25 protein-coding genes are annotated in these 23,468 nt (G+C 47.4%); 8 read left to right on the top strand and 17 right to left on the bottom strand.

Translation table 11 applies throughout. From position 1 onward, the window contains the following. Positions 1-87: 87 nt before the first annotated feature. Together Q4Q52_RS14770 and Q4Q52_RS14765 are read right to left on the bottom strand one after the other, a co-directional pair. Complete coding sequence (locus Q4Q52_RS14770) at positions 88-516, bottom strand: hypothetical protein (protein WP_311890522.1); 429 nt, start codon at positions 514-516, stop codon at positions 88-90. Between the two features lie 202 nt (positions 517-718). Continuing rightward, positions 719-1,876 carry an alpha/beta hydrolase-fold protein gene (locus tag Q4Q52_RS14765; protein WP_311990952.1) on the bottom strand — a complete coding sequence of 386 codons (1,158 nt, stop codon included), beginning with the start codon at positions 1,874-1,876 and terminating at the stop codon, positions 719-721. Positions 1,877-2,118: 242 nt separating this feature from the next. Here Q4Q52_RS14765 and mtnC point away from each other — a divergent pair, with 242 nt between their 5' ends. After that, on the top strand, positions 2,119-2,799 hold the full coding sequence (gene mtnC, locus Q4Q52_RS14760) for an acireductone synthase (RefSeq protein WP_311990951.1): 681 nt from the start codon (positions 2,119-2,121) through the stop codon (positions 2,797-2,799). A gap of 95 nt (positions 2,800-2,894) precedes the next feature. Here mtnC and Q4Q52_RS14755 read toward each other — a convergent pair whose 3' ends face one another. The 4 genes from Q4Q52_RS14755 to Q4Q52_RS14740 form a co-directional block, all read right to left on the bottom strand. After that, positions 2,895-3,977, bottom strand: coding sequence for a hypothetical protein (locus Q4Q52_RS14755; RefSeq protein ID WP_259544567.1), 1,083 nt, complete (start codon positions 3,975-3,977; stop codon positions 2,895-2,897). 292 nt (positions 3,978-4,269) lie between these two features. Continuing rightward, a complete protein-coding gene (locus tag Q4Q52_RS14750; protein WP_311990950.1) occupies positions 4,270-4,656 on the bottom strand; it encodes a carboxymuconolactone decarboxylase family protein in 387 nt (128 codons plus the stop codon). Positions 4,657-4,871: 215 nt separating this feature from the next. Then, entirely contained in the window at positions 4,872-5,228 is a 357-nt protein-coding gene (locus Q4Q52_RS14745) for a MerR family transcriptional regulator (protein ID WP_259544569.1), read from the bottom strand. A 3-nt stretch (positions 5,229-5,231) separates the two neighbouring features. Further along, positions 5,232-5,627, bottom strand: a complete 396-nt coding sequence (locus Q4Q52_RS14740) for a GFA family protein (RefSeq protein WP_259544570.1) — start codon at positions 5,625-5,627, stop codon at positions 5,232-5,234. 144 nt (positions 5,628-5,771) lie between these two features. On the opposite strand from Q4Q52_RS14740, the gene Q4Q52_RS14735 reads away from it, so the two are divergent. From Q4Q52_RS14735 to Q4Q52_RS14725, 3 genes are all read left to right on the top strand, one after another. After that, positions 5,772-6,200: a thioesterase family protein gene (locus Q4Q52_RS14735; RefSeq protein WP_012586384.1), complete on the top strand. Its 429-nt coding sequence runs from the start codon at positions 5,772-5,774 to the stop codon at positions 6,198-6,200. 62 nt (positions 6,201-6,262) lie between these two features. Continuing rightward, on the top strand, positions 6,263-6,529 hold the full coding sequence (locus Q4Q52_RS14730; RefSeq protein ID WP_311990949.1) for a GNAT family N-acetyltransferase: 267 nt from the start codon (positions 6,263-6,265) through the stop codon (positions 6,527-6,529). Positions 6,530-6,574: 45 nt separating this feature from the next. Next, a complete protein-coding gene (locus tag Q4Q52_RS14725; RefSeq protein ID WP_311990948.1) occupies positions 6,575-7,267 on the top strand; it encodes a hypothetical protein in 693 nt (230 codons plus the stop codon). A 66-nt stretch (positions 7,268-7,333) separates the two neighbouring features. Here the strand turns inward: Q4Q52_RS14725 and Q4Q52_RS14720 are convergent, their stop codons facing one another. The 7 genes from Q4Q52_RS14720 to Q4Q52_RS14690 all read right to left on the bottom strand — a co-directional run bounded on the left by Q4Q52_RS14720 (position 7,334) and on the right by Q4Q52_RS14690 (position 15,701). After that, a complete protein-coding gene (locus Q4Q52_RS14720; protein ID WP_006083741.1) occupies positions 7,334-7,882 on the bottom strand; it encodes an HPP family protein in 549 nt (182 codons plus the stop codon). 123 nt (positions 7,883-8,005) lie between these two features. After that, complete coding sequence (locus Q4Q52_RS14715; protein ID WP_311990947.1) at positions 8,006-8,416, bottom strand: thioesterase family protein; 411 nt, start codon at positions 8,414-8,416, stop codon at positions 8,006-8,008. A 128-nt stretch (positions 8,417-8,544) separates the two neighbouring features. Continuing rightward, positions 8,545-11,031: a hypothetical protein gene (locus tag Q4Q52_RS14710; RefSeq protein WP_311990946.1), complete on the bottom strand. Its 2,487-nt coding sequence runs from the start codon at positions 11,029-11,031 to the stop codon at positions 8,545-8,547. 141 nt (positions 11,032-11,172) lie between these two features. After that, complete coding sequence (locus Q4Q52_RS14705; protein ID WP_311989370.1) at positions 11,173-12,978, bottom strand: long-chain fatty acid--CoA ligase; 1,806 nt, start codon at positions 12,976-12,978, stop codon at positions 11,173-11,175. A gap of 128 nt (positions 12,979-13,106) precedes the next feature. Further along, a complete protein-coding gene (locus Q4Q52_RS14700) occupies positions 13,107-14,417 on the bottom strand; it encodes an ABC transporter permease (protein ID WP_311990945.1) in 1,311 nt (436 codons plus the stop codon). Next, complete coding sequence (locus tag Q4Q52_RS14695) at positions 14,414-15,277, bottom strand: ABC transporter ATP-binding protein (RefSeq protein ID WP_259544576.1); 864 nt, start codon at positions 15,275-15,277, stop codon at positions 14,414-14,416. The genes Q4Q52_RS14700 and Q4Q52_RS14695 overlap by 4 nt, the downstream gene beginning before the upstream one ends. Positions 15,278-15,329: 52 nt before the next feature. Continuing rightward, the gene (locus Q4Q52_RS14690) at positions 15,330-15,701 is read right to left on the bottom strand and encodes a GntR family transcriptional regulator (RefSeq protein ID WP_259544577.1); all 372 of its coding nucleotides are present in this window, start codon (positions 15,699-15,701) and stop codon (positions 15,330-15,332) included. Between the two features lie 93 nt (positions 15,702-15,794). Here Q4Q52_RS14690 and Q4Q52_RS14685 point away from each other — a divergent pair, with 93 nt between their 5' ends. From Q4Q52_RS14685 to Q4Q52_RS14670, 4 genes are all read left to right on the top strand, one after another. Beyond that, positions 15,795-17,453, top strand: a complete 1,659-nt coding sequence (locus Q4Q52_RS14685) for an alpha/beta hydrolase (protein WP_311990944.1) — start codon at positions 15,795-15,797, stop codon at positions 17,451-17,453. A gap of 3 nt (positions 17,454-17,456) precedes the next feature. Beyond that, positions 17,457-18,191 carry an ATP-binding cassette domain-containing protein gene (locus tag Q4Q52_RS14680; RefSeq protein WP_071940578.1) on the top strand — a complete coding sequence of 245 codons (735 nt, stop codon included), beginning with the start codon at positions 17,457-17,459 and terminating at the stop codon, positions 18,189-18,191. Between the two features lie 94 nt (positions 18,192-18,285). Further along, positions 18,286-19,425: an ABC transporter permease gene (locus tag Q4Q52_RS14675; RefSeq protein WP_115335924.1), complete on the top strand. Its 1,140-nt coding sequence runs from the start codon at positions 18,286-18,288 to the stop codon at positions 19,423-19,425. Between the two features lie 79 nt (positions 19,426-19,504). Continuing rightward, on the top strand, positions 19,505-19,753 hold the full coding sequence (locus Q4Q52_RS14670; RefSeq protein WP_259544583.1) for a hypothetical protein: 249 nt from the start codon (positions 19,505-19,507) through the stop codon (positions 19,751-19,753). Between the two features lie 72 nt (positions 19,754-19,825). Here the strand turns inward: Q4Q52_RS14670 and mog are convergent, their stop codons facing one another. The 4 genes from mog to Q4Q52_RS14650 all read right to left on the bottom strand — a co-directional run bounded on the left by mog (position 19,826) and on the right by Q4Q52_RS14650 (position 23,393). Continuing rightward, positions 19,826-20,359, bottom strand: a complete 534-nt coding sequence (gene mog / locus Q4Q52_RS14665) for a molybdopterin adenylyltransferase (RefSeq protein ID WP_311990943.1) — start codon at positions 20,357-20,359, stop codon at positions 19,826-19,828. A 317-nt stretch (positions 20,360-20,676) separates the two neighbouring features. Further along, positions 20,677-21,141: an NlpC/P60 family protein gene (locus Q4Q52_RS14660; protein WP_014620907.1), complete on the bottom strand. Its 465-nt coding sequence runs from the start codon at positions 21,139-21,141 to the stop codon at positions 20,677-20,679. A gap of 135 nt (positions 21,142-21,276) precedes the next feature. Next, the gene (locus Q4Q52_RS14655; RefSeq protein ID WP_006083762.1) at positions 21,277-22,014 is read right to left on the bottom strand and encodes a sulfite exporter TauE/SafE family protein; all 738 of its coding nucleotides are present in this window, start codon (positions 22,012-22,014) and stop codon (positions 21,277-21,279) included. A 134-nt stretch (positions 22,015-22,148) separates the two neighbouring features. After that, the gene (locus Q4Q52_RS14650; protein WP_311990942.1) at positions 22,149-23,393 is read right to left on the bottom strand and encodes an MFS transporter; all 1,245 of its coding nucleotides are present in this window, start codon (positions 23,391-23,393) and stop codon (positions 22,149-22,151) included. Positions 23,394-23,468: the final 75 nt, after the last annotated feature.

Raw genomic sequence — 23,468 nt, 5'->3', positions numbered from 1 at the left:
CAAAATCAAGGCCATTGAAACAACTTTAATGGCCTAAACTTACAAGTAAGAATATGATAAATATAATTTTTTAGGCTTCTCAACTTTTTAGTTCAACCTCACCTCGAAACGCTTAGCTCTACGCTGCAACAACCAAAAGATGACTAACACCCCAAAGGAAGCGGCTAAGGTGGTCAGCGTCAGCGCAAAACCTTTGAATGATAATAGGTTTAAGCTAAAACCATCTAACGCCAGCACAGCTAAACCCAGTGGCATTTGGATAAACACAGCGGTGAACCAATCGAAGGGAAGTTGAGGGAAAATCCTGTGGTAAGCGTAAAGCACTAAACCTGCTAGCAATATCAGCAAACTCGCATCGTGAGCCCCTAACAGCAGGTACTCCACACTGTTCGGCGTAATCTTGGGCACTGCACTTAACATATCCAGCATATAACCCGCGCTAGCAACTAATGAGAAACTGATAAAACTCAATAACGCTAATAAGATACCAAAACCAAATGCGGGTAAATATTTCATTTATCTCTCTCTATTCGCAGCTGAAAATACGCAGTCTCATCTCCCAAAAAACCACTGCATAGAAACCACAGGATAGAAAAGGGACTGTAACTACAATAACAGCCAAAATTTCCCTTAGCTATTAAGACCATAGTCTTATGGTAGCCACAAACTTATACATATGAGTACAGTTAACGACAGGCAAAAACGTGAGCGTTTACACTTAATGCTTCGCCTGATACTCAGCTAACTGTTTACTGTATTTGTCTTGGAAGAATGGATGGTCCGTTAACTCAAGCGCTTGCTTTTCATACTTAATCGCTTCAGTTCGCTGACCTTGGCTCGCATAGACACTTGCCAATGCATGGCTGGCCTCGAATGCTGTTGGGATCGCCTTTAAGGTTTGCAGATAAATGTCGATAGCTTTGGCAGGATCAGTCGTCTCGAAGGAACGTGCCAACGCGATAAGCGAATCGATAGCGGGCACATCAAAACCATATTTGTCGTTCGACAGGGTTTTATAATGCGCCAAAATAGCGGCTACGCCTTGACGTGATATGGTCGAGTCAGGCTTAAGCACTTGGTGTACATCGCTAAAAATAGCTTCAATACCATAAGCCGTCGCCAAAATAGGTTGCGTCATATAGTAAGTGCCATCGAAGCGCTTGATGCGGTAGTCGAGAGAATCCGTGGCGTTCGCTTTGATGATGGCTTCAAGCTTGGCAAAGTCAGCTAACTGATTTTGTTCGAAATCACTGTCGCTAGTGCTCATAAAAAGGAATCTTGGCTTCCCTTTCATCCCTGCGAGCTTCTTTGCAGCATCTGCCATTACAAAAGCGTAGTTATCATCCAGTACCGGACTTGCGGCGATGTAAGCATTAAATAAGCTTGAGCGATTCAAAAGCGTGTAGAGGCTAAAAGTGGCATTGCCAGTGAAGCCATTAAGGATCCGAAAACCATTTGTGCGATATTGTTTGTCGATGGCGGGCAGTAGATCTTGTTCCATAAAATCCAAAAACTGCTGATTTTCTTGCTGCATAATGGCTAAAGTTTTTAACTCACCTAAGCCTGCATGACCATCTGGCGCCGTCACGATAATGGTTTCCAGCCAAGGCCAGCCACCGTTATGACTCATCCAGTCTTCCATTCCAGCGAGATAGCCATGGCTACGAGGATGTAAATCCACCAGCACCACATAGCGTTTATCCGCTTTCGATTGATAACTCGCTGGTAATGTCACCTTAAAGTCAGCAGGCTCAGTTAACAGGCTCGAACTGACCTTTAACATCTGTGGTTGAGCGGGAAAGGTATTATCGGCATTTGCTGACACACTGAAGAATGCAAAGCAGTAAATCACCAGCAGAATTAATAGCGTACGCATAAATTTCATTCCTTGAAAATCAACTATATAAGTATCAGCCGAAGTTAACACCCGTATTCTTGAAAGTAAATCCGATATCACGGCCTAACCCTTTCGCCAAACACATACCTAATATTAGCCATTCCCATTTTGGTTGTGATGGCGGTGGTAAGACTCGCGAAATAGACTAGCCAATTTCACCAATAACGCTTAGGATCGGAGTTGCATTTTTTAGCCAACATATTGTGGAGTATCAAAACATTATGGGTATCAGAGCCATAGTCGTAGACACAGCAGGCACCACGACAGACCTAAACTTTATCCAAGATGTACTATTCCCCTATTCTGTCAAAGCCTTGCCAGACTTTTTAGAACAGAACCAACACAATGTATTGGTTGAAAACTGTATTTGTGACACTAAAGATATCGCCCTAGAGCCAGATGCGGACTTAGCACGCGTGACTGAAATTTTGCAGCAATGGGTCAGCGAAGATCGTAAAGCGACACCGCTCAAAACCCTGCAAGGCTTGATCTGGAAGCAAGGCTACGGCCATGGCGAATTTAAGGGCCATATCTTCCCTGACTTTATTGAAGCAGTGAAACGCTTTAGCGCGCAAAATCTGCGTATTTATAGCTTTTCATCGGGTTCGGTCGATGCGCAAAAACTGTTGTTCAGCCACAGTGACGGCGGTGATTTAACTGAGATGTTCAACGGTCATTTTGATACCCGTACAGGCAACAAATTAGATAAACAGGCTTACTGCAATATCCTCAACACTATCAGCTTAAGCCCTAAGCAAGTGCTGTTTGTGTCTGATGTGATTGAAGAATTAAAGGCTGCCGAAGCTGCAGGCATGATGACCTGCCAAATGGTACGCGATAGCAAACAGCGCACGGGTGAGTTCCGTAAAATCAGCAGCTTCGATGAGCTGCTGATTGAATAACGTGATTGTTGAAGAACGCAATAGTCGACTAATTCTGCCAAGCTGATTTAGCCAAAAATGAAAGCGACCTTATGGTCGCTTTTTTATGGGTCTGCTTATTTGCCCTTTTCCGTCAGTGGAAACGCGGCCGAGATACACTTTTTCACTTCAAAACGATAACCATAATCCGCTTTCTTATCCGGCGTTATCTGCAAAATCTCATAATCATTTAACTCGATCACATTCGATTCGGCGGGCTTCTCACAACGCGAACGGCTATTGGCTTCAAGCGCAAAGGCAAACGTCGCTAACCATTGCCGCACGAGATACTGATATTGCGCCCGCACCGACGCATAGGTTTGCTTGCGTTCCGCTTCTTCGCGCTCATCGGCGGTTTGTTTATCAGCCGGTTTGTCGGCTTCAAGCTCGGGCTTAATCTTAGCTAACTCAGCAATCGGTGCCGTCAGCACATCGGTCGTATGCGGCATAAGCCCTAATGCTGGCTCAACGGGATTATGCTCAGAAGCTTCTTGGGTTGTTGTAATAAAGTCCGCAAACGAGGTTTGAAGACGGGTTTCTAAATCAATCAGTAAGCTCAAGTGATACAAGACCACAGCCGCCAACACGATACGGATCATAAAGGTCGTTTTACGAAATGATGTATGTGAGGTGATCCGTAACGATTTGACACCCAAAGGTTTAAGCAAAAAAATTAAGACTAAATAGATGGGGATAATCAACTGCAATGCCAGCAGCACAATTGCGCTCACCATTAAAAACCAAGCTGGCATATAGAGTAAAATCGCTAAGTTATGGGTGTAATCCAGATGACTTGCCGACACCCCAACCACTTCGTTAACTATGGCGCCAGACCAACCTAAGGCAAAGTTGGCAATAATGGCGTAAAACAGCAACAACACGGCCTTGCCCGCCAAACTGTGCCAGACCCGCTCGAACACGGGCCAAAACTCGATGGCCATGGCGATGACAGCAATCACTGCGACCACACCCATCAAATCGGAACTAAAGGCCAATATCAAGGCAATAAGATACAGCTTTTGCGCAAAGGATAACTTAGCAAACCCTTGGCTTAAGTAGCGCCACAACTTGCTCAATCCTAGCTGGAGCTTGCTAAGTAAAGGCTTGATGACTTGCCGTAAGTGCTGGCGGGCAGATTCAGTGTAACGACCTAAATTCATTATAATTTTAAATTCCGGTTACGATTAAGACACGCTTGAGTTGCCGATGTAAGCTGCAAAATCTATGGCGACACTCGCGTCACCTATGCCAGTGTAGCGACTAACTTTGGCAATTCACTAGCAAAATTTGCCGAGTCCTCCCTTACGGCGAAATGAATCTCCCACGAGATTCTATGTCGATGATGCGGAGCAGACATATCGTTTAAAGGGATTTAGAAGTAATAGCTATGAGTAAATCAAAGCGACCTTAAGAACACCCCATAAGGTGTTATGAACCTAACTCAGAATAGATTCAAACGACACTTAACTCCCGCTCGGCAAAGACAGCTTTCGCGACAAACATGCCATTCAGTGCTGCGGGGAAGCCAGCATAAACCGACATTTGCAGTATCACTTCGACGATTTCCTGCGGCGTACAACCGACATTCAACGCGCCGTTGATATGGACGTTAAGCTGCGGCTGGCAATGCCCTAATGCTGTGAGCGCGGCGACAGTGACTAACTCCCGCGTCTTAAGATCGAGTCCTTCACGCTGATAAATATCCCCAAAAGGATATTCGATAATGTACTTGCCCAAGTCGGGGCAAATATTTGCCAGACTGTTGATCACTTTCTCGCCCGCCTCGCCGTCGATTTCTGTCAGCTTAGCTAAGCCCTGCACATACCTTTGATTACTCATTTTGACTCCTATTGGATTTGACCAAAGAAGTCAGCTTACGCCTTAGAGTTAACTCTAAGTCAACGGCTGATTGATGAATAATGCAGGTAGCCCTGTGATTGAAGCAGAAAGACAAAAGCGACAGATAAAAACTAAGAATATTAATTAGGATTTAAATGCGGAACTGAGCGACTGAACCGAATCGCTAAATAGGTGACTAAATGGAATCGCTAAGCTTAATCACTGAAATGCGTTTGGTAATAACGGATTTTTTGCTCAAGGGCGCTTAGATGCGCCTGCTCTTGACGAATACGCTCAGCCAATTGTGCGGCATGTTGCTCAAGTAATTGCTGCCGCTGTCCTGCGGTTGTATCGCCTTGAGCACGCAGTTCGGCATAGGTCAAAATCTGCTTTAGTGGCATGCCCGTTTCTTTTAAGCGATTGATAAACTCAATCCACTGCGCCTCTTTCTCAGCATAATCGCGGTGCCCGCTCGCATTTCGCACCACAGACTGCAGCAGGCCGATTTTCTCGTAATACCTGAGTGTATGCGCCGACAAACCTGTGAGTGCAGCAAACTGACCTATGTTCATAATCTAACGATCCGCAGGATGGTTAACACCATCATTCGTGGGCACATTTTCCAGATCGAATGGATTGACCCCTTCGAGGCAACCAATGTTGTAACCATATTCATGGGGATTGGAACGCCGCTGGTGATGGGTGTAAATGCCGCAATTAGAGCAGAAGTAATGCTTAGCGGTTTTGGTATTGAATTCATAGCATTTCAGCACATCTTCACCCTTGAGGATCTTGATCCCCGCCAGCGGAACCGAGCCGACAATCGCGCCCTTACGGCGGCAGATAGAACAATCGCAGCGGCGAGGATTTTCAATGCCATTAGGCAATGACAATTCCAATACCACAGCACCACAATGGCAAGACGCTGTGTGTTTTGGCTGAATAAGAGTATTGCCCACTTGTTTAATCACACTCGACTCCTTGTTTCGCTTAATGTTATCGCTAAATGTCCATAACGCTATGGCTTGTCGCTTGTTCTTTATGCTGCTAGTCTGACCATCTTAAACGAGCGTTTCAACTCGCATTTTTAGATGGACAATTCAATGCCAAACACAATGGAAAAGTTTCTCGCACAGCACCCTATAGTGACCGAAATCCCTGTGGCTTGGGGCGAAATGGATGCGTTGCAACACGTCAACAACGTCGTCTATTTCCGCTATTTTGAAACAGCCCGTATCGACTTCTTCAATCGCCTTTTCCCGCTAGATACCCTATATAAATCAGGTATTGGCCCTGTGATCAGCGAAAATCAGGCCCGCTATAAACGCCCAGTGACCTTCCCCGATACTCTATTAGTGAGTGTCAGCATTAGCGATATTCACAGCGATAGATTTACTATGCATTATCAGGCTTTTAGTAAACAGCAGCAGGCAGTAACCACCTTAGGTACTTCAGTCGCCGTGATGTTTAACTTTAAAACCGGCAAAAAGGCCGACTTACCGGCAGAACTGCTGGCGATTCTCAAACAACACGAAGTCGCCTAAGCTAACCAAATCGATAGCTAAATTGCCAGCACACTTTAGGCCATAACTTAAGGGAAGCATGTATGTCAGATAACGGAAATATTGAGATAGCCATTGAACATCAACAGGATAGACAGCGTTTCATTATCCCTGTCGATGGCTATGAAGCCGTATTGGAATACCAATTATCAGGCAAGGATATCGATTTTAGCCGCACCTTTGTCCCCAACGAACTGCGCGGTAAAGGACTTGCCGAACGCTTAGTTCGCCACGGGCTTAAATGGGCAAAAAGCCAAGACTTGGCTATCCAAGCCAGCTGCTGGTATGTGCAGAAGTTTTTGAAAAATTAGACTTAAAACATAAGCAAACACATCGCAGCAAAGGAGTGCCGCTAAATGACAGTCGCCCTATGTCGTAAAAGTTTACTGCTTGTAAGCTTACTTATCTTGTCCGCCTGCCAACAACGCCAAGCCATTCTTATTACCCAAGGTATTGAACCCTTTAAGGTAAAAGCCATTGAAACCGCCTTGATCCAATCTGGCTGGCAAGTAAATCAGAGTACCATCGCCATTCCGGCAGAATTCCCTAATACGGCCATTGCCACCAATCCCGCTTATCGCGATTCCCAAGCCATCACTGAGATAGAAAATATCCTCAAAGGCCAAGGTTTTGCCGAACCGACAGAGTATAAATTTGCCGAAGGTAAGCACTTTTTCAGTATGAATAATATCGGTATTTACTTACGTAACAGTGAACAGGCTTTGCAACCTTTACCACCAGACTTTATCAGAACAGATCATTGTACTGCGGGTGATGCAACCCTGAATCTTTCGCCTCAAGGCCAAGCCATGCTCGAATACGAGAGGCCCATTAATGATAATTTTGAATTAGAACAACACACAGGAACTTGGCAATTCGATGGTGCGCAACTCAGTGTCACATTAGACCGAGCCCAGCAGGTGTTTAAGTTAACCCACGAGCAAAGGCCTATTTGGCGTGGTCTCAGCCCTGCGGATATCTACACGCCAATCCAAGATTCTGATTTTAAAGTGCTTAACTGCACCTTTTTGCTTATCTATCTTGAGTAGGTCCTTAAGCCGCATCCGAGCTTAAACCTTTATTTTTACATTTAAAAACACTTGTACTGTACAGAGCTAAATCCAATACACAGGGTAATGGCGCTTGGGATCGGTGGAGAGGTTATTGACTACCAGCGCGACCAGTAAGAGTAATACTGAGCCGAGAAATACTGGCATTAGCGCGTAGAGAAAGCCGAGTTGATGTACGTTCTCACCGCCTATCACGGCAATCAGTGCCGTTGCACCGCCCGGTGGATGCAGAGTGCGAGTCAGGTACATGAATGCGATAGACAGGGATACTGCTAAGGCGCTGGCTAGCACCACATAATCGCCACACACTTGGTACACTGCGACCCCAATTAAGGCCGATAACACACTGCCGCCAATCAAGTTACGCGGCTGAGAAAACTCTGCCAGCGGTGCGCCGTACACCAGTACAGCTGAAGCGCCGAATGAACCAATCACAAACATAGTACCGACGAGGTTTTCGCTCATATAATTTGCGAGACTCGCGACCAAGTAAATGCCACAGAAAGCTCCAACCCATGACCACACAATCTTTTTAAGTGGCTGTCTTGGTGGGCAAATGTCCTTCGAGCGCATGCGGGTAAAATAGAATCTCATGGTTAATCCGAACCGATAAAAATGAGGCGATACAGATAAGTGATCTGCATCACAGTTAACGGGTCGACAAATTAACGCTTCAGCAGCGCAATTGCAATTGCGCTGACCGAGAGACGGAAAAGATTAAGCACTTTCACCATTCAGGTTGGCGAGCATTTCGCGGATATCTTCAGGAATAGGGCGACTCTTTTCGCAGCTGTAGTCGTAATGCACCAGCGTAGTTTTCACCTCAGCGGTTTTATTGCCGACTTGCCAGCAGGTTTGCGTCAGCTCGAAACTGCTGTTGCCGATACGGCTGACATAGGTTTTCACCGTAACGCTCTTGCCGTAATAAGTCGGCGCGATAAAGGCCACGGTAAAGCCGGCCACGATAAGATTCCACTGATGTAAATCCAACTCTGGATTAAAAATCTCGAAGATTGGTGTGCGCGCGGCTTCGCACCATACGGGGATCACTGTGTTATTGATATGGCCTAGGCCATCGGTTTCTGTGAATCTTGGGTGGATTTCGAGGCTGTATTCGGTAACTGACATTCGGGCTTCCTTTTTATTGTTATTCTATAAACTGATGAATTTAATGCTTATCGCGATTAAGCTACCCGCACCAAATTCATCCTTTATCCCAAGCCTACCAGACCCTAAAGGCTAAACAAACCTAGACCTTAGAATTGGCAACTGGCAGTTTCTGCCGTTTGCTTGCCATTGGCATCATACTTTTTCATGCATCCTGCCTTACCCATATCATAAATTTTTTCATATTCTAACTTGCCACTATTGTAGGACTTAAACACGCCATGGCTTTTTGGGTTTTCTAAGTGATAAATAGTGCGACCTTTGACCATTTTAGAATGAGCAGCAAACCCTGGGTCTTCCTGATAGATCACCCCCTTGATATAACGCTTATGGACCACATGCTGTTCATCAATGCGCAGCATTTCTTGCGCGATTTGGCCATTAGAGTCGTAACACACTTTATCCACGGCATAATTGCTATCTAACTCTTCAATACAATTCACGGCACCGTTATCAAAATATTCCCGCTGTATACCACAGCGCGCAATGGCGTTATCCCAGTAGTAAGGTTCACCGTTCCAGGTTTCGCCTTCTTGCTGGCAGTAGTTCCAAAAATGCTTTAACTGGCCATTCGGATAGAAGCTGTAATGGGGGCCAGAGAGACGGTTATTCACCAGCTGACCATATTGAGAGAGTGAGTATCCACCATCTGTGGAATAACTGATGCTTGGGCCGTATTCCTTACCCGCTTTAAAGGCCTTCATATACTTTAAACGGCCGTTGGAATCGAACTGATATTCTTTATCAACTGACCCATTAGTGTAATAAGTTAATTCGGATAGTAGACCGCCGCGATACACTCGCTGCTCACCATCTTTAATTGAGCTAGTCTCAGCATTTTTTGAGTTTAACACGCCCTCACAATCGCCTGTGTAAGGCTCTTTTCGCATCATGCATTCATCCTGCGAGGGTTTAAGCTTAACGGCTGCATTAAACTTATACTGACTCAACTCATTGAGATCGCCGTTAGGCTCGAGCCACATTTGTGGGCCATCTAACTCGCCATAACGATAGTTAGCAACATTGCTGACAGCATTTGGGCCTGAATACCATAAGCTTTCACCGTGGAGTCGGCCCTGATCATAATGTTTAAGGGCAAACATAAAATTATCTTTGTTGAATAACTTTGCCTCACCTTGACGTAGGCCATTCTCATAGCTGACTTCAGTCTTGTAGAGATAGGTAACAGATTGCTTAGTGGTAAAAGCATCGTTAGCATCTGGCGTTCGGATATACACCCAAGAGCCTGAACGTTTACCATCGAGGTAGCTGCCTTCACCCGTTTGAAAGCGATAATCCCCTTGGGTGACCTTTTCCACCCAAGCGCCTTGTTTTACGCCCTTTTGGTATTGGCCTTTGCTGCCATCGGACTCAAGCCACTCACCATCTTTTACGCCATTGAGATAAATGCCCTTTTCGGACAACTTCTTCGCGCCTTCGGTGCTCGAATCGTAATCTGGGGTATAGATTTCACTCGGGCCATCGGGCACGCCCTTGTTATAGTGGATAAAGCCGTAGTTATCGGCGTCATCCATCATGGACTGCAACACCCATTTACCCTGCTTTTGGCCGTCGAGGTACTCGCCTTCCCAATAGGTTTCACGGCTGTCGGCTTCAATCCACTTACCCACTTGCTTACCCAGCTTATAGTCACCGGCATACATCACACTGCCATTACGGGCATCGTAGGCGGCAAAGTGACCATCAAGCTCACCTTGCACATAATGAGCTTCACTGGCAACACCTGCCCAAGTACTACCCATGCTCATAAATTCATAAAAAGCGCCGGTACGCGGAATTTTGTCGCTGCCATTTTTAAGCCAATCGATGTCATCGGCCTCGTAACCAATAGCCACCAGCATAAAGCCGCCATCTTCTTCGACATAGGCACTGCGATCAAAAGTCGCGACTAGACTGTATTTTCGTTCACGCCCCTCGGCATCTTTATCGGTGCGAGTCACGGGATAACGCAGCTTGTATTCCACTGCGGTTTTCACATCCGTCGACGTACCTTCAGAGTTTCGATAACCGATTAAGGTTGGCTTGAGCTTAGATGACCCATCAAGAATCGCTTTGATGTCAGGATCTTGGACACCCTCAGCCTCATAGGTCATACGGTATTGCTGTGGCGGAATTTGGCTTAGCACTTTACGGACGCCGCCCACGGTAAATGTGGTAATGGTCGGTGCCACTGCATCGAGCACAACTTGTAGGCGCGGTAGTTTAGTCAGCTCTTCCCCCTCAAAACCATAGCCGCGCAGATGCTGACCATCTTCATCCTTGAGCATGACGATCACTTCTTTGGTGCCACCCTTATCGAAGTCATAGTAAAACACCGCCACAATTTCAGCGCGGCCGTAATCGTCAATGCGCACGCCTGGCGCATCGCCGTAGAGCATTTCGCTCCATACGTGCTGGTCTTTTTGGTAGAAATCGAGCCATTGGCCGTTAGGAAGATCCACGGGACCGTGAACCACTTTGTCGAAATCCGCCGCCACCGCAGCAGGAATGACCGCAAAAGAAGAAAGTAACACAGCACCGACAGCGGCGCATAAATGACGAATCGAAAGTTCCATTTAACTATCCTTTACACCGACACCTTGCGCCTCGTGCGCACCAGTAAACGGGGCGAATTTTAAGCTAAGTTAGGCGCTTCAGGGAAGTAGCAGAAACAAAAAAGGCCGCAATAGCGGCCTTTAGTAACAATGACTTAACAATCAGTTGTTATACATAGCATTTATTTCATGGGCATATTTATGGTAAATCATTTTGCGGCGCAACTTGAGCGTTGGGGTAATTAAACCCGCTTCCATCGAAAACGCTTCAGGCAACAGAGTGAACTTTTTAATCTGTTCAAATCCCGCCAGCTCATGCTGCAACTGCTTTAAGCGCTGCTCAAAATGTTCAACCACATGACTATGGCGCAGCAATTCTAAAGGCGACTCATACTTCAGCCCTTTGTCCTTCGCCCACGCTTCCAGTGACTCAAACGCTGGCACAATTAAGGCGGTCACATAGTTACGCGCATCGGCAATAATCGCCACTTGCTCGATAAAAGGACAACAGCCCACAGCGCCCTCAACCCGTTGCGGCGCAATATATTTGCCGTTAGAGGTTTTCATTAACTCTTTGATACGGTCGGTAATAAATAAGTTACCTTTCGCATCGAAACGCCCTGCATCACCGGTTTTTAACCAACCATCTTCAAATGCAGCAGCGGTATCTTCAGGACGATTGTAATAACCACGCATCACAGTCGCGCCACGAACTAAAATCTCATCGTCCTTACCCAGCTTAATTTCGATTTCAGGTAGGACTTTACCGTTTGATCCGGCAACACGATTGTCCAAGGTGTTACAGGTCACAGTGGCGTTTGTTTCGGTCATGCCGTACCCACAAAGTACAGGAATATTAATCGCATGAAAGAAACTGCCAACATTCACATCTAATGCCGCGCCACCGCAGGGCATAAACTTCAAACGTCCACCGAGCACAGCTTGCAACTTGCTATACACAAGTTTGTTAGCTAAACGCCATTGCAGCGATAACCATAATCCGCCCTTAGCACGACCTTGGCCGACTTCGAACTGACGCCCGCCAACGCGCATAGCCCAAGCAAACAGCCTCTTACGGCCATCGGCTGACTTGGCGACTTTATCTTGTACGGCACTGTACACTTTTTCGAGGAAACGCGGCACCACACACAAGGTATGTGGACGTACGGCGCTAATCGCCTCTTTCACTCTTTGGGTATTTTGCAGATAAACGTTATGACCGCCACGGCACAAAACGTAGAAACTCCAACTGCGCTCAAATACATGACTTAATGGCAAAAATGCTAAAGACACATCGCCAGCTTTAAAAGGCAAAATATGATCGTGTTGACGTATAGTCGAGGCCATATTGCGGTAATCCAGCATCACGCCTTTAGGATCGCCCGTGGTGCCAGAGGTATAAATTAAGGTCAGTAAATCATCGAGATTAGCCGCCTGTAAACGCTGGTTAAGCTCAACTTCTTGTGTCATCGCTTTCGCATCGCCCGCTAGCAGGGCATCTAAATGCCAATGCTGGAAAGCTTTGTCGGCTGCGAGTGCCACGCTGGCATCAAAAACAATCACATGCTCTAGGCTTGGGCATAAGGTTTGAAGCTCGCAGGCCATAGCATATTGCTTAGCATCGTCGACAAACATAACCTTCGCCGCGGCATCGTTAACGATAAAGCTCGCCTGCTCGACGGTACTGGTGGGGTAAATCGGCACCACAACGGCGCGACTTTTAAGTGTACCGACATCGGCACAGGTCCACTGTGGGCAGTTTTGCGCCAAAATAACGCAACGGTCTTGCACTTGTACGCCAAGTTCGATCAACACTTGTGCAATTTTACTGCTAATTTGGTCAAAGGCCTGCCAACTCACCTGATGCCAAGGAGCGGCCATTTCAAAACCTTCCAGCGCTATCGCGTCTTTTAAAGACTCGCTCTGCTGCTGTAATAGTCGAATAACATGATATTGATCGAGAGACATAAGAGACTCACCTTTTAGCTTACAAGTGTACCGCTTTTGCGCCATTCTACCTGAAGGCCAGCCAAAAACTAAGAGTTTTTGCTCTAATCTTGTGCAAGCTAAGTCCCAATATCGCAATCTATATCCGTTTAGCCGCTAATGACATCTCCCTTCCAGAGGGTTTTCTTGCCCCAAATCAGTACTATGCTGCCAAGTATCATTAAGAGCATATCCCAGATAATCCAATCGACTAGATTGCCGCCATCGCGTAACGATGCAAGGCTGATGGAGACCCACAGGGAATGACCCGCGACAACCATCATAGTGAGCGTGACATGCAACACTCGGCGACACATACAGCCAAAACCTAAGGTCAAAGCGCAGGCCCAGTAAGTGCTGAGCACCAGATGACCTACTAACTGCATATTCAGATCATCACTGAGCCAACCCAGCAGCAGACTACACGCCAGCATAATGCCGACCACCACATTAAGCAGTCGTTGCTGCCCACGGCAAAAAGCCGCTATGAGTCCTTTTCGGCCATCAAACCCAGGCATCAGCAATAAGGTTTCTGTCGAGCGCGAACGCTGCACTCGGCTCCAATGCACCAGCGAACACATAATCACGCTGAACTGTGCCAACAGCAGTAACACGGGGAAATTCTGATGGAATTGATGCGATAACACCCCAAGCACTAGGCAGACTGCCGGTATAAGCAGCAATAAAATCGTCAGCATAGGGCCGATAAAAAAATTAGTGGGATGAAGATAACGCTCAAAGCGGCTCAAAATGCGCATCGATTGCAAATTTGGCAGCCAGAACCAGCCCATTTCGAGGCCATTGAGGTACACGGTTCTCGCCTCAGCACGCCAAGGTAAAGCACGGCAGGTACGGACAATAAGCGCACCTAATACCACCAGTGCAATCGCACTTAACCATAGAGAAATATAACCTGTAATCAAGGAGATAAACGGCACTAAAACAAACAATAAAAAGGAAGCGTAAAACCACTGAGTGCTGAGTAAACACAGGTAAATAAAGGCAAAACTCATCACCAAGGCCAACACTAAGGTGGGTAGGCTAGACGTTGAACCCAGAGCTAAACAAAACAATACGCTTATGCCAAATACGCTGGTTAACACCGCTGCACTTTGGATATAAATATGGCGGCGATAATGGGGAATTAAATGGGCACACTCGCTCGCCATCAAACGTATGAGTTGCCACGCCACCGCCGCCGAGCTTGAAACGATTCCCATAGAAAACAACAATTCAGCACTGTCGCTTTTGCCCTGCAACGCTGTAATGCAACCTAAGACCATTCCCAATAAGCCAGTACCCAAAAAGCTCAAACTGCCGACATCAAAGCACCAAAGACGCAACATGCCTTTAAAAGGATTCATCAACCGCGCGCCTTTCATTTTAGCTGTCGGCGTGATGTTTAGTTCTGGCGCACTCATCTGTGTAGCCCCATAAAAAGCTGTTCCAGATTAAGGGCTTCGTTCTTTAACACGCCTGATATTGGCGCGCTGTGCTCGCCTAAATCCACCAGCACAGAATCACCGACACGGCTGAGCACAGTGACCGACTCAGGCAAAACTGTTGCCGGCGCGAGTGTGAGTAAACGCACTTGTTCCCGTAGAGCATCGATTTCTTTAAACAGCACTAATTCGCCACGTTTAATCAGCGCCACATGGCTGGCAACCCGCTCGATATCAGAGGTGATATGGGATGAAAACAGTACAGCTGAACCCGATTCGAGGGCGAGATCGAACAAATCGACCATAAATTTGCGCCGCACAATCGGGTCGAGACTGGCAACCGGCTCATCGAGGATCAATAGCTCAGGACGATAAGCCATCGCCATAATCAAGGCTAGCGATTGTCTTTGCCCCACAGATAAACGTTGCACCTGTTGGGTCACATCTAACTCGAACCGTACTAGCCAATCTTGTTCTAATTGCCTGTCCCAATTGGGATAAAAGCTGCGGTGTAAATCGAGGGCGCGTTCAATGGTAAACCCTTCATAACCAAAAGGTTGCTGCGGCACATAACCTAAGCGCTCCTTTGCTTTTGAGGTTAAGTTTTCGGGCGTTTCGCCTAAGGTAACAATACTGCCTGAATCCGGCGTGAGCACGCCTAAGGCACAGCGGATTAGGGTCGATTTACCCGCCCCATTTTGCCCTAATAGCCCAACCACCATGCCCGCCGACAAGGTTAACGATAAATCCTTAAGCGCCCACTTTTCACCTGCGCCTTTACCGCGAAAGACTTTATTCACTTGGCTAAATTCAAGTATTGGTGTGCACGCTTGGTCCATCGAATTTCATCCTTTTTTATTCTATTTATCGATAATAGACAGTAGGTTAACGCTAGTCTTGCCAGCGTTCATTTATCAATTGCATTAACTCAGACAGGCTGACGCCTAACTGTTTAGCCTGCGATAACAAAGCATCGAGCTGGGGTTCGAGCATGCTAGCCCCCGATGCCATAGTCTCAGTGCGCAGCGCGACTTTTGTCGCTTGGCCGCGGCGGCGTTCGAGCCACCCTTGATCGACAAGCTGCTGAATCGCACGGGAGACAGTCATAGGATTCACTGCAAGATGCTCGGCAATCTGGCGCACAGAGGGCAAGACATCATCCACTTGCAGTTGACCGCCCACAATTAAACGCACGACCTGTTCGTGTAATTGCTTGTAAATTGGTTCGCCACTGCTGGGGTTGACATTTAAAAGTTCTAACATTAGCCTTTACACACTGTATTAATACATTGATACACCGATACACTGGTATTTAAATTAACACACTCGTCCTGAAATGCAAAAAGGAAAGCGCGCATGATAGATAGCATGACACACAGGAAGTTAAGCCAAACCACTCAACGCCCTTCGCCCACTCGGCAACTGCATGGTACGGCTAATACCACGCTTGCCACATGGCGCACGCATATTTTAGGCTCGCGCATATTAAGCATAAGCGCACTTATGCTGGCGATGGCGAGTACGGCGACATGGGCGAGTGATGTAAAAAGCCAACAGACACAAGCGGCTGATATCGCGAGTAACATAGCGAATAACACCGACACTTGTTATGTAGAAGGTGTATCCGATCGCCTAAACTGCGGTTTTGTGACTGTGCCTGAAAACCCCAACAAACCCGATGGCAAGCAGATCCAAGTGCATTACGTGGTCTTGCCTGCGGTGAAAAACGTCAACCATGAAGAAGCCTTACTCGCCATTGCTGGCGGCCCAGGACAATCGGCCATAGACAATGCCGCGGGTTTTGATGCCATGCTGAGCAAAATCCGCCAACAGCGGGATATCTTGCTGATCGACCAAAGGGGCACAGGCCGCTCGAATCTGCTGACCTGTGATGAAGGCGCGCAATCTCCACTGTCATTCGATGATGACAATGCCGACACTTTAGCCGAAACCCAAAAATGCTTAGCCAAAATCGATGCCGACGTCACCCAATACGGTAGCCTCAATGCGATTAAAGACTTCGAAGCCGTGCGCCAGCATTTGGGCTACAAAAAATTGCATGTTTACGGTATATCCTACGGCACGCGTATGGCGCAGCTTTACATGCGTTTATACCCTGCACACTTAGCCACAGTGACCTTAGACGGCATAGTGCCGATGCAACAAAGCGTGTTAGAAATCGGCGCATCGATTGATCGGGGTTTTGATTTACTCTTTAAAGATTGCCAAGAAACCGCAGCTTGCCATGCCCAGTTCCCTGAGCTGAAAGCCGAATTCGACCAAGTCGCGGCCTCACTCGCCAAAGCGCCTGTGATGGAAAACGTCTACGACCCTGTCACGGGTGAAAAGACCATGTTGACTATGACGCGCGGTAAGTTCTACGGCTCCATCCGCATGGCGCTGTATCAAGCCAATGTGCGCGCCTTAGTGCCCCATGCGATTCATCAAGCCGCGAAACACAACTTCCAACCCATACTCGGTTTGTATTCCCTCACTATCGACAATGCTGGCATGGCGATGGGTATGCACGCATCCGTGGTCTGTGGCGAAGATATGCACCGTATTACGCCCGCCATGCGCGAGCAGGCTCAGCATTCCTTTATGGGCAAAACTATGCTCGAAGGCTTAGAAGCCACGTGTGAAGTATGGAAAGTCCCCGCGGTCGATGACAGCTTTAGCGAGCCCATCAGCAGCGATATTCCGACCTTGTTGTTATCCGGCGAAATCGACCCCGCGACACCACCGAGTTGGGGCGAGCTAGCGATGGAAAAACTCACCAATGCCAAGCACTTTGTCGCCCCCTATGCGACCCACGGCGTGGCCTATCAATCCTGCGCGAATAACCTGATCGCCGATCTCGTTCGCTCGGGTTCCGTTAAGGATCTCGACGGCGAATGTTTAAAGAAAGATGTGCGCCGCAGCTTTTATTTAAATGCCAGCTCGGTAGAACCGCTTGATGCAAACATCAAAAAAACCACCGCAGATGATAACGCCAGCACTGGGGCCAAGGAGTAAGCCATGATCAAAGTATCCAATCTTTCAAAACGCATCGGTGACGTACAGGCACTCAATGACTTAAGCTTCGTCGCACAAAACGGCCAAATAACAGGATTGCTCGGCCCCAACGGCGCGGGTAAAACTACCTGTTTACGTACGATTTTTGGCTTGCTGAAACCCGATAACGGCAAAGCAGAAATCGAAGGCATAGATGTCGCCATCGACCCTATCGGTGCTAAGCAGCAACTCGGGTTATTCCCCGACCCTTTTGGTCTCTACGAACGTTTAACGCCACGGGAATACATTCGTTATTTTGCCGAGCTAAGCGGCTTATCCTCCAAGGAGGCCAAGGAAGCCACCAGCCAAGTGATTGCGAAATTACGTTTGGAAGACATTAGCGATCGCCGCTGCAAAGGCTTCTCCCAAGGACAAAGGATGAAAACCGCCCTCGCACAGGCCATTGTCCACAGCCCGAGCAATATTATCCTCGACGAACCAACCCGAGGGCTCGATGTGATGAGCACTCGCCTGCTGCGTGACATTCTTATCGATCTTAAAAATCAAGGACATTGCGTGCTGTTTTCTAGCCATGTGATGCAGGAAGTCGCCGCACTGTGTGACCAAGTGATCGTTATGGCTCAGGGCAGAGTCGTCGCCATTGGCAGCCCAACCGAACTGTGCACCCAAACGGGTAAAGACACACTCGAAGAAGCCTTTATTCAACTGATCGGCACAGATGAAGGGATAGCAGCATGATGACTCAGCAGAGATCACGCCCACAGGTTTTAACCTTTAAGAGATTGATATGTAAAGGCGTGGAATTTAAGAACATGGTTAAAGGAATGACAGCATGAATAAAATAATGGCTATGGTTCGTAAAGAACTCATCGATGCCGCCCGCGATAAGCGTTCTGTGATGGCGGGGCTTTATTACGCCATCGGCACGCCGCTGATCATGTGCGGCCTGTTTATGGTGTTAATTGGTCAGCTGACGAGTCCAGACGATCTAAAAATCACTATCACCAATCCCGATAAAGCACCGGATTTAGTGCGTTTTTTGTCGAATAAAGGCATTAGCAGCGGTGAAGTGAAGGACAGTGAGCTTAAAGCCATAGAGCTTATCATCAGCCCCGACTATGCCGCGCAGATGAATCAAGGCAAAGGCGCCGAGATCACAATTGTTGCCGATAATTCCGATGAAAAACTGCAAAACTCAATTCGCCGACTCGAGAAGCAACTGCAGTCCTACAGCACAGAAATGGGCAGCCTACGGCTGATTGCCCGCGGTATCGATCCCCGCGTGATGCAGCCACTGAAGGTCAGTGTCCACGACCAAGCGACCACAGATTCGAAGGGCGGAATGATCTTAGGTATCGCGATTTTCACTATGATTTACTCAGTGTTTATCTCGGGCATGAACCTCGCCATAGATACCAGCGCGGGTGAACGCGAACGTAACTCGCTAGCTCTGTTACTCAGTCATCCACTGACCACACGCCAGTTAGTGCTGTCGAAAATCATCGCTGTGAGTCTGTTTGCCTTATTAGGCTTAGTGCTGATTTTGCTGGTATCTAAAGTCGCCTACACCTTTGTACCTTGGCAAGAGTTGGGCTTTAGCGTCAACATCACCACGGAATTTATGGCGCTGATGTTAGTGGTCGGTATTCCCGTCGCGTTAATGGCCGCTTGTCTGCAATTGTTTGTGTCTTTTATGGCGAAAACCTTTAAGGAAGCACAGTCCTATCTGACTATGGTGCTGTTTGTGCCCTTAGCCTTGTCGATGGCTGCCAGCTACAACATAGCGCCAGACATACTGCAATGGCTACCAGTCTCGGGTCAACAACAGGCATTAATGGACTTTATCAAAGGTAAAGACTTGCCCATGTTGCAGTTACTGGTTTCGACCTTAGGCACACTCGCCATTGCGGTATTGCTGGCGTTTGGCATGGAAAGGTCGCTCAAGAGTGAAAAAGTAATCTTCGGTTTGTAAGGTAAATCGATTGCTCAACTTGGCGACGATCACCAAATCGTCTCCAAGTTGAAAACCTCAATAACTACGGGAGTTTGTTATGGAAAACGAATATGTCTTAATGGTGATTATGGTCACCTTCATCATAGGTATGAGTGCCACTGAGATGCTTAAGCACTATCTAAAAGCGCGCCAACTTGGAGTAGGCGCCGCAGACGATAGCCATCTTAAGGATAAAGTGACTCAACTCAGCCTACAAAACCAAGCACTGATCGAGCGAGTACAAGTACTTGAAAAAATCGTGACAGAGCCAGAGTACGAGCTAAAGCAGCAGATTAATCAATTATGAGCCCTAAACGAACAAAACAATAAAGCCATTGAATTTCAGTGGCTTTATTGTTTTTACAAGCTAGATAGAAGCTTACTTAGCCTTAGGCCTGAATGGTTTGATTACCGACTCATTGCACTCTAAATACGGGCCTTCCATCAAGTCGATACAGTACGGAATGGCGGGGAACACGGCATCTAAACATTCGCGAATCGATTTTGGCTTACCGGGCAAGTTCACGATCAACGAATCCCCCCGTAGACCTGCGGTTTGGCGCGATAAAATGGCGGTGGGGACAAATTTTAATGACTCGGCGCGCATCAACTCACCAAAGCCTGGCATCATGCGATCGCATACGGCTTCTGTGGCTTCAGGGGTAACATCGCGTTTCGCAGGTCCTGTGCCGCCCGTAGTGACAATCAAACAGCAGTCCTGCTCGTCGGCCATTTTGATCAGCGTCGCTTCAATCACATCCTGCTCATCGGGGATCACTTGATAAATCGGCTTCCACTCGCTGGTGAGGTAGTCGTTGAGCGTGTCGATAATCGCCTTGCCTGAGATATCTTCATAAATCCCCGCGCTGGCGCGATCGCTTACCGTCACAATACCGATTTTTGCTTTGCTCATAGGAAATCCCCAATGATGTTGAAATAAAACATACCGAAATAAAAATGTCGACATCTAGCATGGAAGAAGCCGCTGCATCTTCGACCTTAAGTCGCAGCTAAAATAGCATAAATGCCTAACCAATGGAGCGACTAAAACGTGATGAGGTTCGCGCAACACCGTTTAAACACTCGGAATTTAAAAATTGTTCATTGATGACAAACGTCTTCCCCAAAGCAAAGCAGCATTGGGCCGATAAAAACATGCCATAAAGGGAGATTGGCTCAGGCACTCTCACTGCAAGTTGAGCCATTCAAAAGATAAAAACGATCAAAGGGCTAAATCCGCCGTGCATTCCAATACTTAGACGCCCAATAGCTGTTATGCAGGCTCGAAATCTTCACCCCTTGGCTAGTGGAAACATGGAGAAAATTATCGTCTCCCACATAAATGCCGACATGGTGCGTGCTCCAACCTGTCTTGAAAAATACTAAGTCGCCCTTGCGCAGTTGATTTCTCGGCACAGGTTTGCCTAGGGCTTGTTGTTCTTCAACCGTGCGCGGCAGCGTCATACCCAACATCTTCTGATAGGCGACCGACACAAAGGCCGAGCAATCTATGCCCCGCTTAGTGCCACCGCCTAAACGATAGGGCACACCGCGCCACTCAGAATGCAGTTCGGAGATATTGCTATCGTTCCAAACCGTGGCGGGTTCAACTTGCTTTACCACAGGCTTAGGTTCTGGCGCGCTAGCACAAGCGCCAAGGCCTAAGGCTAAGATAATTATCAGTAATCGTTTCATAGCTTCAAACTCATTGCAGGCAGATTTCACAGTAACGTAATTTTGAGTTTTTATCAGGTAAATTCAGGGCGGCTGGGGATCAAAATGCCCCAACACCCGCGCACTCTAGCAGACTATGTAACCCAAAGCTTAAAACTATAACGCCGTCGACAATAAACGCACGCCCACCAGCACCATTAAAATCAAGATGATGCGCTTAAATAACCTGTCGTTAATTTTATCTTGAATAAACAAACCTAGCTTTACCCCTAACCATGCCAGCGGCACCAGTAACAGGGAAACTAAAATATTCTCTTGGTTAATCTGCCCAAGCAAACTGTAAGGGATCAGCTTGACCAAATTCACCACCGCAAAAAACACCACAGCCGTGGCTAAAAACTCCGCCTTAGCCAAGCGCAGCGGCAATAAATAAGCATTGAGTGGCGGCCCGCCCGCATGGGCAACAAAGCTAGTAAATCCTGCTGTTAAGCCACACAAGCGCCCTACTAGAGGTGAAGGTGATGCTTGGGTTTTATCCCCCAGAATCAAACCATACAAACCAAAACCGAGGGACACACAGCCTAAAATCGCCCGTAGATATTCTTCATTCAACCTATCAAACAACAGATAAGCGATAAAAATACCCACTATCGCCGCGGGCAATAATATCCATAAATGACGCGGATTATGTTGCCCCCACCAAGAACGTACGCTTAAAAAATCCATATAAATCAGCAGCGGTAACATGAGCGCCGCCGCTGTGGTAGGACTAATGGCCAGCGCCAATAGCGGGACAGTTAAGCCGCCCACGCCACCCGCAAAACCGGATTTAGAAATCCCCGTAATCAAGACTGCGGGTATCGCCACCAACCAAAAAAGAGGGTCCGTTAACATCAACACATCCTGAATAACGCTTTATGGCTATCAAGTTACCTGTTGTTGAGGTGATAAAAAAGCAAAAAATCCGCAACCATTTGGCTGCGGATTTTTGTTTTAGCTTTTGGCTAAGGCGGACTAAGTGTTTGTGCTTACGCCGATTCTGCCGTCATGTTTACTAAGCGCGGTGTACTCTTAGTGGCTTTCTTGGCTGACACTGGGGTTTTAGGCTCTGGCATACGTATGGTTAATGACATCACTAACGCCACCACCAGCAGCACTAAAATCACGTTGAAGGTCGCAATAAAACCACCGAATAACGAGGCGACAATCGAACCGATAATGCTGCCGACACCAAAACCTAAGTAGATAACACCATAGTTTTTAGTCAGGTTATTCAGGCCGAAGAAGTCGCTCACCAGTGAGGGATAAACAGTAATTGTGCCACCAAAACTAAAGGCAACGCAGGCAACGGCAACGAAGAACAGGTTAGCATTCAAAGGTACAAACAGTAGTAACACCATACCGACTAAGGTGATGATCTGCGCCAGTGAAATAACGCGAATACGAGGGATTTTGTCCGACAGTATACCCAGCACTAAACGACCACTGAGGTTCGCCATAGCAATCACAGCAACAGCATTGGCGGCGACCAGTACAGGCAAGTCGACCATCTTCTCGCCGATATCTTTAGCCACACCAATCACATACAAACCACTCATACAGGCCGACAGGAACATCAGCGCCAACATCCAGTATTGTGGTTTACGCATGGCTTCTGCGAGGGTGAAGTCGCGGTTTTCGGCTTGCTGACTTGCGGCTGATTGTGCAGGTGCATCTTTCATCAACATGCCGCCACACAACACCAGCGCCATGGCGATTAAGCCCCACAGTTGGAAGGTGGTTTCAAGGCCAGTATTTTCGAGTAACAGCACGTTGATGTACTTAAATCCAAGGCTACCTAAACCATAAGCGCCAATCGCTAACGCCGAAATCAGCCCTTTGCGTTCGGGGAACCACTTCACGCAGTTAGATAAAGTCATTAAGTAGCCAGTGCCATCGGCAAAGCCCACTAAAATCCCGGCACACAGGTAAAGCATCATCAAGTTACTGGCTTGGGCTGTGAGTAAGAATCCCAGCCCGAGTAATAGGCCTGCGCCTAAGGTGACATTACGCACACCGAAGCGTTCCTGTAATTTGCCCGCCATGGAAGATGCCACGGCCAAAGACAAACTCAGCAAACCAAATACAAACGCCACTTGGCTGACAGGCTCGTCGAGCTTCGCAGCCAACTGCGCATTGAACAGGCTCCAAGTGTAAACTGAGCCGAGTGCAAACTGGGTGATAATAGTACCAACTAAGGTCAGGTACCGAGTACGGTTCATCTCTTTAGTCATGATGCATCTCGCTTTAGGGGATCAGGAATTGAGTCCACTATAAGAGAGATGCCATTCGCGCCGATCAATTAAGGC

It is taken from the genome of Shewanella sp. SP1S2-4, from assembly GCF_031932075.1.
In the GTDB taxonomy this organism is placed as follows: Bacteria; Pseudomonadota; Gammaproteobacteria; order Enterobacterales; family Shewanellaceae; genus Shewanella; species Shewanella baltica.
Note: the sequence above shows the minus strand (reverse complement) of the source record. Positions and strands in the feature narration are given on the sequence as shown.